The following is a 13,286-nucleotide window of genomic DNA, read 5'->3' on the forward strand; positions in this document are numbered from 1 at the left end:
AGGTGTCGCCGTCCTCGTCGTCTCCGGCGTGGACGGCGATCCGTACGGCGGGGGTCCACTGTCAGATTCGCTTCACCCTCGGCCTGAAGGACTCTGCTGAGAAAGGCATGAATCGGGCTCAGGCCGCGAGGATGAGGGCTTCGAGGCGGGAGGTGCGGGTGCCGCCGAGCGGGGTGCCGGTCAGCCATCGGTCGACGCGGATGATGTTGAGTGCGGTGCCCGCCCGGGCAGACGGCGCTCCCGGTATCCCAGTCGATGGTGAAGTCGGCGCGGGAGAAGCCCTGGCCCCGCCGGGACTGGCGACTGCTGTCGTGTGGGGCCGGCCCCAGCAGTTCCATGCCCCGCTCGGCCGCGGTCACGAACCGGGCGGCGGTGGCGTAACCGGCATCCACGATGTGCACGTCCGGCAGCAACTTCCGCTTGGCGAGCGTCTGGTGAACCGGCTCGGTCATCTCGGTTTCGGCCACCACCGCATCGGTGGTGGACACCTGCGTGATCACATGGGGCGTGTCCAGCTCGCAGGTTTCGGTCAGATGCGTCTTGTAGCCGGTCCAGCCGGAGCCGCGCTTGATCCCGTACCGGGCGTCGGTGTCGTAGGGCGAGCACAAGCGGTCATGAACCGGCGGGAGGTCCTTGCCCTCTCGCCAGCGCACCCCTCGGTAGATCGAGGAGGCCGTTCGGGTCGGGGATCAGGGGGCCGTAGCCGGAGTGGCCGAGGGGCTGCTGCGCGGACGCTGTGTCCGCCAAGAGTACGGACAGTGTTCCGGTGAACGCGATGCCTGCTCCCAGGGCACCAGTACGGGCAATTGCCTGACGGTGGGTCACTGACACGGGAGGGCCTTCCTGTTGGCGGACAAGAGCGGACAGATTGTGACCCGCCTGGGTGTATGACGCGGTCACGGTTGCGTGAACCACGCGCGTAGAAGGAGCGGAAGGAGTCGCTCGGGTGTCACTCGGTCGGAGTTGGGGCGGCCGGTGGGGCTTCGGGAGGGATGTCGGGTGGTGTGTTGGGTGCGATGTCGGGTGCTTGCTCGATCTGCTGGGGTGGGGTTTCGGGTGGGGCCTGGGTCTGTTGGGGTGTGGCGTCCGGGTGCGGCTCCTCCTTTCCCCGCTCCAGGAACCTCAGCAGCTCCACCGGGATGGGGAGGACCAGCGTGGAGTTCTTCTCCGCCGCCACCGCCATCACCGTCTGCAGGAGTCGTAGCTGGAGTGCGGACGGGGCGTCGGCCATCTGGTGGGCTGCCTCCGCCAGCTTCTTGGACGCCTGGAGTTCGGCGTCGGCGTTGATGATGCGGGCGCGGCGTTCGCGGTCGGCCTCGGCCTGGCGGGCCATCGAGCGCTTCATCGTCTCGGGGAGGGAAACGTCCTTGATCTCGACCCGGTCGACCTGGACGCCCCAGCCGACTGCCGGGCTGTCGATCATCAGTTCCAGGCCCTGGTTGAGTTTCTCGCGGTTGGAGAGGAGGTCGTCCAGGTCGCTCTTGCCGATGATCGAGCGGAGGGAGGTCTGGGCCATCTGGGAGACGGCGAACTTGTAGTCCTCGACCCTGACGAGCGCGTTCGACGCGTCTACGACCTTGAAGTACACGACCGCGTCGACGCGGACCGTCACGTTGTCACGGGTGATGCCCTCCTGGGCGGGGACCGGCATCGTGACGATCTGCATGTTCACCTTGCGGATGTGGTCGATGGCGGGGACGATCATGGTGAAGCCCGGGGTTCGAGGCTCGCCGAGGAGGCGGCCGAGGCGGAAGACCACGCCGCGTTCGTACTGTTTGATGACTCGGGCTGCGGCCGCGACGTACAGCACGGCTGCGGAGCCGGTTGCTGCGGCCGCCGCGAGTAGTTCTTCCACCATGACGACCCCCTTGAGTCGCCCGATATCACCACGAATACCACGATATGCCCGGGGCGGGGGGCTGGTCGACCGGCGGGTGGGGCCGGGCGGGGAGAGGCTTCGCTCACCGCCCGCTTGCCGGCTCCCGCATGTGACGGGGATCACGTCGGGGTGAAAACCTGCGACGCGGCTCCGGCGTCTAGCGGGTGTGAGATCAGTCAGGACAGCGCTGCACGAGTCGGACGAGGAGCGTCTCGTCCGGCTGGTGGCCAGGGGTGACCGGGCCGCGTTCGAGGAGTTGTACCGGCGTACGGCGCCGTGGATGACGGTGCGGCTGCGCCGCCGCTGCGCGGACGAGCAGATCGTCGCCGAGGTCATGCAGGAGACGTATCTGGCAGTGTGGCGCGGGGCGGGCGCGTTCGCCGGGGCCGCGACCGGGGGACGGCCGTCGGCTGGCTGTGGACGATAGCGGCACGCCGGCTCGTCGACGCGTTCCGGCGGCGGGCCCACCACGCGGAGCCGCCGCCCGCGGCCGCCCCGCAGCCCATGGCGCCCGCCGCCGAGGAGGAGGCGCTCGCGGCGACCGTCGGCGGCGACGTCGGCGACGCGCTGCGGCGGCTCGCGCCGGAGCTCAGACAAGTACTGCAGGCCATGGTGCTCGACGGGCTGTCCGTCCGGGAGACCGCCGTCCTGCTCGGGCTGCCCGAGGGCACGGTCAAGACCCGTGCCCGCCAGGCCCGGATCGCGATGCGGGAGGCGCTGGCATGAGCGTGGAACACGCGTCGATGCGGATCATCGACGGTTACGCGCGCGGCGACACGGACATCGCCGCCGACGAGGTGTGGGCCCTGGAGGCCCACCTGGAGGCGTGCGGGGTGTGCCGTGACCGGCTGTCGGCCGCTGTCGGGGCCGAGGCCCCCGCCGTGGCGGCGTTGGTCGACACCGTGTGGTCCGGCCTCGAACCCGAGTTGGCCGCCACCGCCATGATGCCGAGCCGACGGCGCTGGTCGGCGCGGCTGTCGCGGTGGATGACGCCGGTGATGGTGCCGTGGCTGGCCATGGCCATGGGCGTCACGCTGATCGCGCTGCTGCTGGACGTGGTCGGCTCGGGCTCCCATGACGTGTCCCTGGTGCTGCTGCTCGCCCCGGTGCTGCCCGTGCTCGGCGTCGCGGCGTCGTGGTCGCGCGGTCTGGATCCGGCGTACGAGCTGACGGCCTCCGCGCCGAGGGCGGGACTGTACCTGGTGCTGCGGCGCACCACGTCCGTGCTCGCCGTGGTCGTGCCCGCGCTGCTGGTGGGCGGATGGGCAACGGGAGTGACGGCCGCACAGTGGCTGCTGCCCTGTCTGGCCTTCACCTCCACGACCCTGGCGTTCGGCGGTGTCGTTGGCGTGACCCGTGCCGCCGTTTCGCTGGTGGTGGTGTGGGCCGCCGTGGTCGTGGTGCCGACCCTGGCCGCCAGCCGTACGACCTTCGCTCTGCAGACGGGCGCTCTGCCTGTGTGGGGACTGATCCTCGCGCTCGGCATCGGTGTCGTGATCGCCCGCGGGGGCGCGTACTCCGTGCTGGGAGCCCATCGATGACCACAGGGATGACCACAGGAAGGACCCTCACATGATGCCCGCGGTGAACGCGGCTGATATCGCGCCGATGCCCTACGCCTGGGAGATCCGGGCCACCGGGCTGAAGGTCAGGGCCGGCAGGAAACGGATGGCCGTCGACGGGCTAGACCTGTCGCTGGGCACCGGCGTACACGGTGTGCTCGGCCCCAACGGGGCGGGCAAGACCACCCTCGTCCGGGCGCTGGCCACCGTGCTGCGCCCCGCCGAGGGCACCCTGGAGCTGCTCGGCGAGTCTGTGGGCGGCATGGGCGAGCACCGTGCGCTGCGCCGCCGGATCGGCTATCTGCCGCAGGAGTTCGGCTACTACAAGCGCTTCACGGTGCGCGAGTTCGTCGAGTACATGGCCTGGCTGAAGGAGGTGCCCAAGGCGGACATCCCCGCGGCGGTCCAGCGCGCCGTGGAACGGGTCGGCCTGGCGGACCGCGCCGACGAGCGGATGAAGGCCCTGTCGGGGGGGGCATGGTGCGGCGGGTGGGCATCGCTCAGGCCATCGTCAACGACCCGTCGATCCTGCTGCTGGACGAGCCGACGGCCGGCCTCGACCCGGCGCAGCGGCTGCGGTTCCGGGAGTTGCTGCAGCAGCTGGGTACGGACACCTGTGTGGTCGTGTCGACCCATCTGGTGGAGGACGTGCCATCTGGTGGAGGACGTGGCCGCCGCCTGCACCGACGTGGTGCTCTTCGCCGAGGGCAGGCTGGTCTTCCAGGGCCTGCCGGACGAGCTGGCCTCGGTGGGCGGCCCGGAGCACGAGGGTGACAGCCCGTTGGAGCGCGGCTACTCGGCCATGCTGCGGGGCCCCGGGCAGGGAAGGGGCACTTGGTGAACGTCCGCGTCCTGCGCATCGAGCTGAGGCGCTCCGTCGCCCCGTGGGCCGGTGCCGTGGTCCTGACGAGCGCACTGGCGTTCCTGTACCTGGTGAACGCCGCGTGGTGGAGGGGCACCACGGCGTGGACGGCCCAGTGGACGTCCCTGGCCCTGTGGACCCGCTCCCTGCTGTTCTACCTGTGGCCGATCGCCGTGGGGCTCGGGGCGCTGCAGGGCCTGCGCGACCACTGCTCGAAGATGTCCGAGCTGCTGACGAGCACGCCGCGGCCGGCCTGGCACCGCGCGGCCGCGCTGGCGGGCACGACGGCGATCACGCTGGCCTCGGCCTTCGCGCTCCTCGTCCTCGTGGGCGCGGTCCAGGTGCTGGCCCACACCGAGTACACGCACCTCGAATGGCTGCCGATCTCGCTGGTGGGGGCACTCTTCCTCGTCGCGGGTGCCGTGCTGGGCATGGGGGCAGGGCGGGCCCTGCCGTCCGCGCTCACCCCGCCCGCGCTGGCCATGGCCGCCTTCGTGTTCACGGCCCTCATGCACATGTCGTTGGGCCGGACGGAGACGACCACGGCGACGGGGATCCCGAGCACGGAGCCGAACCGGGTCTCGCTGCTGTCACCGGCGGTGCAGGAGGTGCGCGATGTGTTCGTCACGCTCTCCGCCCCCGTGCACATCGGGCAGACGGTCTGGCTGCTCGGCCTGGCCACGACCGGCTTCGCGCTGCTGGTCGCCGCGACCGCGCGCGCCCGGCTGATCGCCCTGACGCCCGTCCTGGCGGGCGCGGTGCTCGCTCTGCTCGTCATCCCCTCCGACCCGCGCCGGATATATGTCGTCGACGAGGCCGCCGCGGAGCTCGTGTGCGACGGCCCGGTGTGCGTGGCCAGGACGCACCAGGAGCGACTCGCCGATCTGGCGGGTCCCGGTAAGGAGGCGCTGCGCCTGCTGCACGGCGCCCTGGGCGGCCAGGCACCGGTCTCGGTCCGGGAGAACACCGCCGTGCTGCCGGACGGCGCCATGCCGCAGTGGTCCCGCGAGACCGTGCTCTTCGACTTCGACGACGAGATCATCGCTGCCGCGAACGGCGGGGAGCTGACCCGGGCCCTGATCGCCAAAGGCATGGTGCCGGGGTGCTCCCCCGTCGGCTGGAGCGGCACGGGGGGAGACATGTTCGCGCAGACCGTCGCGGCGGGCTGGGTCCTCGGGGATCTCAGGCCGCTTCCCGGCCCAGGGCCGGCAGGTTCGGGCCGCGAGGCCGACGCCGGGACCCGCCCGGTGTGGAAGGAACTCAAGGCGCTTCCGCGGGCCGAGCAGCTCTCGCGGATCAACGCGATGCGCGCCGCCGCGTACTCCTGCGAGGGCGACGCGTTCTCCGAGCTGTCCGGCGGTGCGTCCCGGTGAGATGGCTGACGCTGTACGCGCGCTCGCGTCGGGTACCCGCGTCGCTCGCCGCGGTGGTGATCAGCGCGGTGGCGGTGTGGGCACTGGCCCGGGACGGGGGCGAGGGGCCCGGTGATCCGCGGCTGCCCGTGCTCGTCCTCGCCACGGGGGCGATGACGGTCTCGATCGGGCTCGGCGGGCAGGACCTCGCGCTGGACCGGACGGCCGCGATCCGCTGGGTGCCCCGCAGAGCGGCGCATGTGCTGCTCGCCGGCGCGGTCGTCGCCGCGGTGCCGCTGACCGTGCAGACCATGGGCGAGTCCATGGCCACCACCGCGTTCGTCGTCCGGGACAGCGCGGGCCTGATGGGACTGGTCGCCCTGGGTGCGGCGTTCTCGGGCGGCCAGTACGCATGGACGCTGCCGTTCGCCTGGCTCTCGTTCTCGTTCTTCGCCCCGCCCCCGACGAGTGCGCCGATGCGGGTGGCGACCTGGATGCTGCTGCCACCCGGCACGGCAGCGGGCACCTGGACGGCCCTGGTCCTCATGGTCGCGGGCACCGCGGCCTATGCCGTCGCGGGACCCAGGGGGCTTCTGATGGATCTCCGTGCATGACGGGCTCGGCGCCCCGGTTGGTGGACCGGGGCGCCGAGGGAGTGGGGGTGGGGGAGGGGTCAGGGCGCTTCCGAGGTCGCCTTCACCAGGTCCGGGCCCGTCACCCTGACCGGCTCCGTGCCTGTCGCGCTGTGGCGGGCCGCCCAGGTTTCGAGGGCGGTGCGGCAGGCGTGGTCGAGGTGGTGGAGGCCGGAGAGGTGGAGTTCTACGGGGCGGTCCTGGGGGAGGGACTCCAGGTTGTCGAGGATCTTCGGGAGGCGGAGGAAGGTCGCGTTGCCGGAGAGGTACGCCTGGACCGGGCCGGCACCCTTGTCGATGACCTCCAGCTTGATGTGCGAGGCCTCCCAGGCGGTCTTGGCCACGGAGAGGGCCAGGCCGATGAGGACGCCTTCGAACATGTTCACCACGACGATCGCCAGGGCGGTCGTCACGAGGATCAGCGCCTCGCCCCGGTGCGCCCGCCACAGCGAGACGGTCTCGCGGAACGGGATCAGCTTCCAGCCCGCGTGGACGAGGATGCCGGCCAGAGCCGGGAGCGGGATCAGGGCGAGGGCGCCCGGGAGGAGGGCCGCGAAGAGGAGAAGCCAGACGCCGTGCAGGACTCGGGACGCCTTTGTCTTCGCGCCTGCCTGGAGGTTCGCGGAGCTGCGCACGATCACCGCCGTCATCGGCAGCGCGCCCAACAGCCCGCACACCGTGTTGCCGGCGCCCTGGGCCATCAGCTCCTTGTCGTACTCGGTACGCGGCCCGTCGTGCAGCCGGTCCACGGCCGCCGCGCTGAACAGGCTCTCGGCGGAGGCGATGAGGGTGAAGGCGAGGATCGTGCCGATGACGGCGACGTCCGCCAGCTGACCGAAGGCGTCCATGCCGGGCGGCTGGATGGCTTCCAGCAGACCCTTCACCTCGACGTTCGCCACCGGCAGGCTGAACGCCAGCGAGGCGGCCGTGGCCAGGACGACCGCGGCGAGGGCACCGGGCACCACCTGGACCTTCTTCGGCAGCCGCTTCCACAGCACCAGCACGGCGACGGTGCCCGCGCCCAGGGCGAGGGAGGCGAGTGCCGTGGTGGAGGCCATGGCGTCGGCGAAGGCACCGGGCAGCCCGGCGATCTTGTCGAGGCCGGAGGCCGGAGCCTTCAGACCGGCCGCCGCGTACAGCTGGCCCGCGATGATCACGAGCCCGATACCGGCCAGCATGCCCTCGACGACGGAGACGGATATCGCGCGGAACCAACGGCCCAACTTCAGTGCGCCCATGGCGAGTTGAAGCAGTCCGGCGGCCAGCACGAGCACGCCCAGCGCGGGCAGCCCGAAGTGGCGCACCGCCTCGAAGACCAGCACGGTCAGACCGGCCGCCGGGCCGGAGACCTGGAGGCTGCTGCCGGGCATCATGCCGGCGACGATGCCGCCCACGATGCCGGTGACCAGGCCGAGTTCGGCCGGTACGCCGGAGGCGACGGCCACGCCCACGCACAGCGGCAGGGCGACCAGGAAGACGACGAGCGAAGCGGCGAAGTCCTGCCGCAGGTGAGGGAACTTGGAGCGGGTGGGGGGTGTGGATGCCATAGCGGTCGTAGAACGCGTTGCGGAGTTCATTTCGGATGCTCCGCCGTTCACAGGGTCTCGAACTTGTCGGTGTCCGCGCGGTGTTCGCGTACGGCGCCGGTGTGGACCTCGTAGTACCAGCCGCGGAGGCGGAGTGTGCCCGCCGCGAGGCGCTTCTCCACGCAGGGGTACGAGCGCAGGCGCAGGAGCTGGCTGAGGACGTGGTTCTGGACGCCGTCGGCGACCGTCGGGTCCTCAACCGGCCCTTGTGGGCGGGGCGTTGCATGGGTGAGCCAGTCGCGTACGGCGGGTACGGCGTCGAGGTCGTCGCCGCGCACCAGTGCGCCGACGGCGCCGCAGTGCGAGTGTCCGCAGACCACGATGTCGGTGACGCCGAGCACTTCCACGGCGTACTCGATGGTGGCGGTCTCGCCGGTGGGGCGGTCCGGGGTGTAGGGGGGAACGATGTTGCCGGCGGTGCGCAGTTCGAAGAGCTCGCCGGGGCGGGCGCCCGTGATCAGGGCGGGGACGACCCGGGAATCGGAGCAGGTGATGAACAGGACCTCGGGGGACTGGCCTTCGGCCAGCCTGGCGAACTCCTCAGGGCGCTGTCCGAACGTACGGGCGTTGTCGATGAGGGGCTGCATGAAGTGGTGACTCCTCCTGGCGCGCCTCGGCGGCGCGTCGGGCTTGCAGGACAGATGTCTTGTTCGACAGATGTGGGGGATGTGCTTCGGTCCGCTCAGCAGCGGAAGATCTGGAGCGCGGCCGGAGTGTGGGCCGCGAGGGATGCCGCGAGGGATCTCGACGGCCGGTGGTGCCGGGTCGAGAGCCGTTCCGGTTCGCTCGCGGCCGCTGGATTCTCCCCCAACAGCGGACGCGCGGGCGACCCGGGAACGGTGTGAATGACGGCGCGTTGCCGGTCACCGGTGCGGAGAGGACCGGTCGGGTCCTCGGAGTGGCCGCACTCGCGGTACGTGACGGCCTTCTCACGGACCGGATTCGCCTTGGGAGTGTTTCCGGGCTCGGCTTTGGCCTTGGCGTGACCAGGCGTGTGCGCGGCTGCGAAGGATGCCGTGGGAGCGAACAGCTGGAGCGCGAGCAGGACGGCGGCCAGTGCCGAAATGACGGTCCGGGTCGTCGTACCTCGCAACATAAGCCTCCCCACTGGCGGTTCGCGGTTCTCTTCGTGCGTCAGCAGTTCCCCGACTTGGTCAACCGATGGTCAACCACTGGTCAAGAAACACGTTAACCCTGCAAAGTTGTTTGCAGGGTTAACTTAACGTTTCGAGCTGAAGAGAGCCTGAAACGCGTGGGCTGTTTGGCTTGAAAAGGCCCTTGACCAGGGGGAGTTCGTGGGGGCGGTGGGTCAGTGCTCCATGAGGCGCTTGGAGTCGCGGGCGAGCGCGGTGAGGCGGGAGATGGCGCGGAAGTACTTCTTGCGGTAGCCGCCCTTCAGCATCTCCTCGCTGAACAGCTGGTCGAAGGGCATCCCCGAGGCGAGGACGGGCACCTCGCGGTCGTACAGCCGGTCGGCGAGCACCACCAGCCTGAGGGCCGTCGACTGGTCCGGGATCGGCTGGACGTCGGTCAGGCACACCGCCTTCAGGCCGTCCGTGAGGGCGCCGTACCGGCTGGGGTGGACGCGTGCGAGGTGGTCCAGCAGTTGCGGGAAGGCGTCGAGCGAGGCGCCCTCGGTGGCGTACGCCGTCTTGGTGACCACCTCGTCGGAGTACGGCGCGGGGGCCGCCGGCAGGCCGCGGTGGCGGTAGTCCTCGCCGTCGATGCGCAGGGCGCGGAAGTGGGCGGAGAGGCCCTGTATCTCGCGCAGGAAGTCGGCCGCCGCGAAGCGGCCCTCGCCGAGCTTGCCCGGCAGGGTGTTCGAGGTGGCGGCCAGGGCCACGCCCGCGTCCACGAGCTTGCCGAGCAGCGTCGACACGAGGACGGTGTCGCCCGGGTCGTCCAGCTCGAACTCGTCGATGCACAGGAGGCGGTGCCCGGAGAGGGTCTGGACCGTCTTCTGGAAGCCGAGCGCGCCGACCAGGTTCGTCAGTTCCACGAAGGTGCCGAAGGCCTTGAGCGCGGGCTCGGCCGGGGTGGCGTGCCAGAGGGAGGCGAGGAGGTGGGTCTTGCCGACGCCGTATCCGCCGTCCAGGTAGACGCCGCGGGGGCCGGTCGGGACCTTGGGGGCCTTCGCCTTGCCGAAACCCAAGCCGAGGCCGAGGAAGCCGCGCTTGCCGGCGCCGGTCGCGTGCGCCCCGCCGAGGCCCGCCGCGAAGCCGCTCAGGACGCGCACGGCCTCGGTCTGGCTGGGCTGGTTCGGGTCCGGGATGTACGTATCGAAACGCACCGAGTCGAAGCGGGGCGGCGGCACCATCTCGGCGACCAGCCGGTCGGCGGGGACGTGCGGCTCGCGAGCGCACAGGGACAGCGGGACCGCTTCGGATATGGGAGCGATTCCGGACATGGCTGCGGAGGACGACGACACGGTTACCGAGTCTAAAGGCCGTGCCACACTGCACGACATGCGACGCCTGTTCCCTGTGACCGAAGAGACAGCGACCCAGAGCCGCGAGTGGGGTCTTGGTGAGCTGGCCGTGGCGTATGCCTATCCCGAGCCGTCCCCCGGCGGGCGGGAGGCGTGGTTGCGGGCCAACATGGTGTCCACGCTCGACGGTGCCGCTCAGCATGACGGGCGGTCGCAGCCGATCTCCAGCGATGCCGATATGCGGATCTTCGGTACGTTGCGGGGGCTCGCGGATGTGGTCGTCGTGGGCGCGGAGACCGTACGGCAGGAGGGTTATCGTCCGCCGCGCGCGCGTGAGGCCTTCGCGGAGGCGCGCAGGGCGGCCGGACAGGGGCCCGCGCCCGCCGTGGCGGTGGTCAGCGCGAGCCTGGACCTGGACTTCTCCCTTCCGTTGTTCACCTCCCCGCTGGTCCCCACCCTGCTGCTGACCGGTGCCGCCGCGGCCCCCGACCGGGTCGCCACCGCCGAGAAGGCGGGCGTCCAGGTGGTCATCGCCGGGGACGGTATGGGCGTCGACCCCGCCCGGGCCGTACGGGCCCTCGCCGACCGGGGGCTCACCCGGCTGCTCACGGAGGGTGGGCCGAGGCTGCTGGGGCAGTTCGTGGCGGCCGGCGTCCTCGACGAGCTGTGTCTGACCATGTCGCCGATGCTCACGGCGGGGGACGCCCAGCGGATCGCCGGTGGACCCTCGGTGTCGGTCCCCAAGCGCTTCGAGCTCGTGTCGCTGCTGGAGGAGGCCGGGTTCCTGTTCGGTCGTTACCGTCGTGCGTGAGAGCGGGAGCCGCGAACATGGTCGGAATGCACCGTTCCGTTCAGCTTTCGCCGGGCACACTAGAAGCCTGAGGAGTGAGGGCCCGCGGGGCCCTCCCGGGAGAAGGGCGCCTGTGGTGTCGTTCACGAGCGTTTTGATGATCGAGAAGGCCCTGACGTCCGCGGACGTCGAGTTCGTCACCACCCTGCACGGCGACGAGCAGGCCTCTTTCCATGTGCTGCTCCAGCCGCGGGGCAACCAGGCCGACAGGCTGTTGCGCGCCATCGACGACCTCGCCCTCGGTGAGCTGGACGAGGCGGCGCGGGAGGGGGAGACGCCGGAGGGGGAGCAGGCGAGGGATGAGGGGGAGCGGGCGCTTGAGGTGTCGTTGCAGGCGCTGCGGGGGACGGGGAGCTCGGCGGAAGGGCGGTTGATCGAGGATCATCCGCTGGATGCGTTGAAGGCGTTGGTGGAGGAGGTTGATGCGGATGAGGTGCTGGTGTTGACCGATCCGCATTATGTGGAGGAGTTCTTCCATCGGGACTGGGCGTCTCGGGCTCGGCACAAGGTGGGGGTGCCGGTGTTGAAGTTGTTCTCGCACAGTCGGGTGCAGGGGGGTGGGGCGTCGTAGGGGTGTGGGTGCGTTGCCGGGTGCGGGTTGGTTGTGGCTGGTCGCTCCCATAGGGCGCGGCCCTGGGCCGGGGGCTGTATGGGAACCCATACACCGGCAACTAGGCTGGGCCCCGCGCTTCTCGCGAAGCGCGGATCGTCTTCGTAAACGTCACCTGGGAGAACACGCATGGCACCCGGCCTTCCTACCGCCATGGACCGACCGCACTTCATCGGGATCGGTGGGGCGGGGATGTCGGGGATCGCGAAGATTCTGGCGCAGCGTGGGGCCAAGGTGGCCGGGAGTGATGCCAAGGAGTCGGGGACGGCCGAGGCGTTGCGGGCGCTGGGGGCCACGGTTCATATCGGGCACGCTGCTGAGCATCTCGCCGACGACGCCACCTGTGTGGTCGTGTCGTCCGCCATCCGGGCCGACAATCCCGAGCTGGCCCGTGCGGCCGAGCTGGGGATCCCTGTCGTCCACCGTTCGGACGCGCTCGCCCGGCTGATGGACGGGCTGCGGCCCATCGCCGTCGCCGGTACGCACGGCAAGACCACGACCACCTCCATGCTGGCCGTGTCCCTGAGCGAGCTGGGGCTGAACCCGTCGTACGCCATCGGTGGCGACCTCGACGTGCCCGGTTCGAACGCCCTGCACGGGGACGGCGAGATCTTCGTCGCCGAGGCGGATGAAAGCGATCGCAGCTTCCACAAGTACGCCCCCGAGGTCGCCATCGTCCTCAACGTCGAGCTGGACCATCACGCCAACTACGCCTCCATGGACGAGATCTACGAGTCCTTCGAGACGTTCGCGGGGAAGATCGTGCCGGGTGGGACACTCGTCATCTCCGCGGATCACGAGGGGGCGCGTGAGCTGACTCGGAGGGTCGAAGGTGTGCGCGTCGTCACTTACGGTGAGCGCGAGGACGCCGACGTGCGGGTGCTGTCCGTCGTGCCGCAGGGGCTGAAGAGCCAGGTCACCGTGGTGCTGGACGGGCAGGAGCTCGTCTTCACCGTGTCCGTCCCGGGGCGGCACTACGCGCACAACGCGGTCGCCGCGCTGGCCGCCGGTGTCGCCCTCGGGGTGCCGGCCGGCGAGCTGGCGTCCGCGCTGGCCGCGTACACCGGGGTGAAGCGGCGGCTCCAGCTGAAGGGCGAGGCGGCCGGCGTACAGGTCATCGACTCGTACGCGCACCACCCGACCGAGATGACGGCGGACCTGGAGGCGATGCGGGCGGCGGCCGGTGACGCGCGCATCCTCGTGCTCTTCCAGCCGCACCTGTTCTCCCGCACCCAGGAGCTGGGTACCGAGATGGGGCAGTCCCTGGCGCTCGCGGACGCGTCCGTCGTCCTCGACATCTACCCGGCGCGTGAGGACCCGATCCCGGGTGTGACCAGTGAGCTGATCATCGACGCGGCGCGGGCGGCCGGCGCGGACGTCACGGCCGTTCACGACAAGGCGGAGGCCCTCGCCGTGATCGCGGGAATGGCGAAGGCGGGCGATCTCGTTCTCACCATGGGCGCGGGTGATGTGACGGACCTCGGCCCGCAGATCCTGGACCGTCTTTCGAGCTGAGGGGCTGACG

11 protein-coding genes and 4 pseudogenes are annotated in these 13,286 nt (G+C 70.7%); 8 read left to right on the forward strand and 7 right to left on the reverse strand.

Translation table 11 applies throughout. From position 1 onward, the window contains the following. Window positions 1–284: 284 nt before the first annotated feature. From F3T56_RS48620 to F3T56_RS37025, 3 genes and pseudogenes are all read right to left on the reverse strand, one after another. A pseudogene (locus F3T56_RS48620) lies at window positions 285–653 on the reverse strand (transposase); the annotation flags it as partial. Continuing rightward, a pseudogene (locus F3T56_RS48625) lies at window positions 652–831 on the reverse strand (Tat pathway signal sequence domain protein); the annotation flags it as partial. The pseudogenes F3T56_RS48625 and F3T56_RS48620, both read right to left, overlap by 2 nt. Window positions 832–949: 118 nt before the next feature. Continuing rightward, window positions 950–1,858 (reverse strand): slipin family protein, encoded by a 909-nt coding sequence (locus F3T56_RS37025; protein WP_149829809.1) that lies wholly within the window; start codon window positions 1,856–1,858, stop codon window positions 950–952. Window positions 1,859–2,102: 244 nt separating this feature from the next. Between F3T56_RS37025 and F3T56_RS37030 the strand changes: the two are divergent. The 5 genes and pseudogenes from F3T56_RS37030 to F3T56_RS37050 all read left to right on the forward strand — a co-directional run bounded on the left by F3T56_RS37030 (window position 2,103) and on the right by F3T56_RS37050 (window position 6,269). Continuing rightward, window positions 2,103–2,605: pseudogene (locus F3T56_RS37030) on the forward strand (RNA polymerase sigma factor). Continuing rightward, window positions 2,602–3,420, forward strand: a complete 819-nt coding sequence (locus F3T56_RS37035) for a zf-HC2 domain-containing protein (protein ID WP_149829811.1) — start codon at window positions 2,602–2,604, stop codon at window positions 3,418–3,420. Before F3T56_RS37030 ends, F3T56_RS37035 begins: the two are co-directional and overlap by 4 nt. 31 nt (window positions 3,421–3,451) lie before the next feature. Next, window positions 3,452–4,282, forward strand: a pseudogene (locus F3T56_RS37040) (ABC transporter ATP-binding protein). Beyond that, the gene (locus F3T56_RS37045; protein WP_149829813.1) at window positions 4,279–5,676 is read left to right on the forward strand and encodes a hypothetical protein; all 1,398 of its coding nucleotides are present in this window, start codon (window positions 4,279–4,281) and stop codon (window positions 5,674–5,676) included. The pseudogene F3T56_RS37040 and the gene F3T56_RS37045 overlap by 4 nt, the downstream one beginning before the upstream one ends. Beyond that, window positions 5,673–6,269, forward strand: a complete 597-nt coding sequence (locus F3T56_RS37050; RefSeq protein ID WP_149829815.1) for a hypothetical protein — start codon at window positions 5,673–5,675, stop codon at window positions 6,267–6,269. Before F3T56_RS37045 ends, F3T56_RS37050 begins: the two co-directional genes overlap by 4 nt. 59 nt (window positions 6,270–6,328) lie before the next feature. Here the strand turns inward: F3T56_RS37050 and F3T56_RS37055 are convergent, their stop codons facing one another. The 4 genes from F3T56_RS37055 to zapE all read right to left on the reverse strand — a co-directional run bounded on the left by F3T56_RS37055 (window position 6,329) and on the right by zapE (window position 10,280). After that, a complete protein-coding gene (locus F3T56_RS37055) occupies window positions 6,329–7,834 on the reverse strand; it encodes a SulP family inorganic anion transporter (protein ID WP_149829817.1) in 1,506 nt (501 codons plus the stop codon). A gap of 47 nt (window positions 7,835–7,881) precedes the next feature. Further along, the gene (locus tag F3T56_RS37060) at window positions 7,882–8,460 is read right to left on the reverse strand and encodes a carbonic anhydrase (protein WP_149829819.1); all 579 of its coding nucleotides are present in this window, start codon (window positions 8,458–8,460) and stop codon (window positions 7,882–7,884) included. Between the two features lie 95 nt (window positions 8,461–8,555). Then, a complete protein-coding gene (locus F3T56_RS37065; protein WP_172639322.1) occupies window positions 8,556–8,969 on the reverse strand; it encodes a hypothetical protein in 414 nt (137 codons plus the stop codon). Window positions 8,970–9,182: 213 nt separating this feature from the next. Next, a complete protein-coding gene (gene zapE, locus F3T56_RS37070) occupies window positions 9,183–10,280 on the reverse strand; it encodes a cell division protein ZapE (protein WP_149829820.1) in 1,098 nt (365 codons plus the stop codon). Window positions 10,281–10,338: 58 nt separating this feature from the next. Between zapE and F3T56_RS37075 the strand changes: the two genes are divergently transcribed. The 3 genes from F3T56_RS37075 to murC all read left to right on the forward strand — a co-directional run bounded on the left by F3T56_RS37075 (window position 10,339) and on the right by murC (window position 13,276). Next, the gene (locus F3T56_RS37075; RefSeq protein ID WP_216373052.1) at window positions 10,339–11,112 is read left to right on the forward strand and encodes a pyrimidine reductase family protein; all 774 of its coding nucleotides are present in this window, start codon (window positions 10,339–10,341) and stop codon (window positions 11,110–11,112) included. A gap of 136 nt (window positions 11,113–11,248) precedes the next feature. Next, entirely contained in the window at window positions 11,249–11,722 is a 474-nt protein-coding gene (locus F3T56_RS37080; RefSeq protein WP_149829824.1) for an indole-3-glycerol phosphate synthase, read from the forward strand. Window positions 11,723–11,890: 168 nt separating this feature from the next. Then, on the forward strand, window positions 11,891–13,276 hold the full coding sequence (gene murC / locus F3T56_RS37085) for a UDP-N-acetylmuramate--L-alanine ligase (protein WP_149829825.1): 1,386 nt from the start codon (window positions 11,891–11,893) through the stop codon (window positions 13,274–13,276). Window positions 13,277–13,286 lie beyond the last annotated feature (10 nt).

This window comes from Streptomyces tailanensis (assembly GCF_008386495.1).
Lineage (GTDB): Bacteria > Actinomycetota > Actinomycetes > Streptomycetales > Streptomycetaceae > Streptomyces > Streptomyces tailanensis.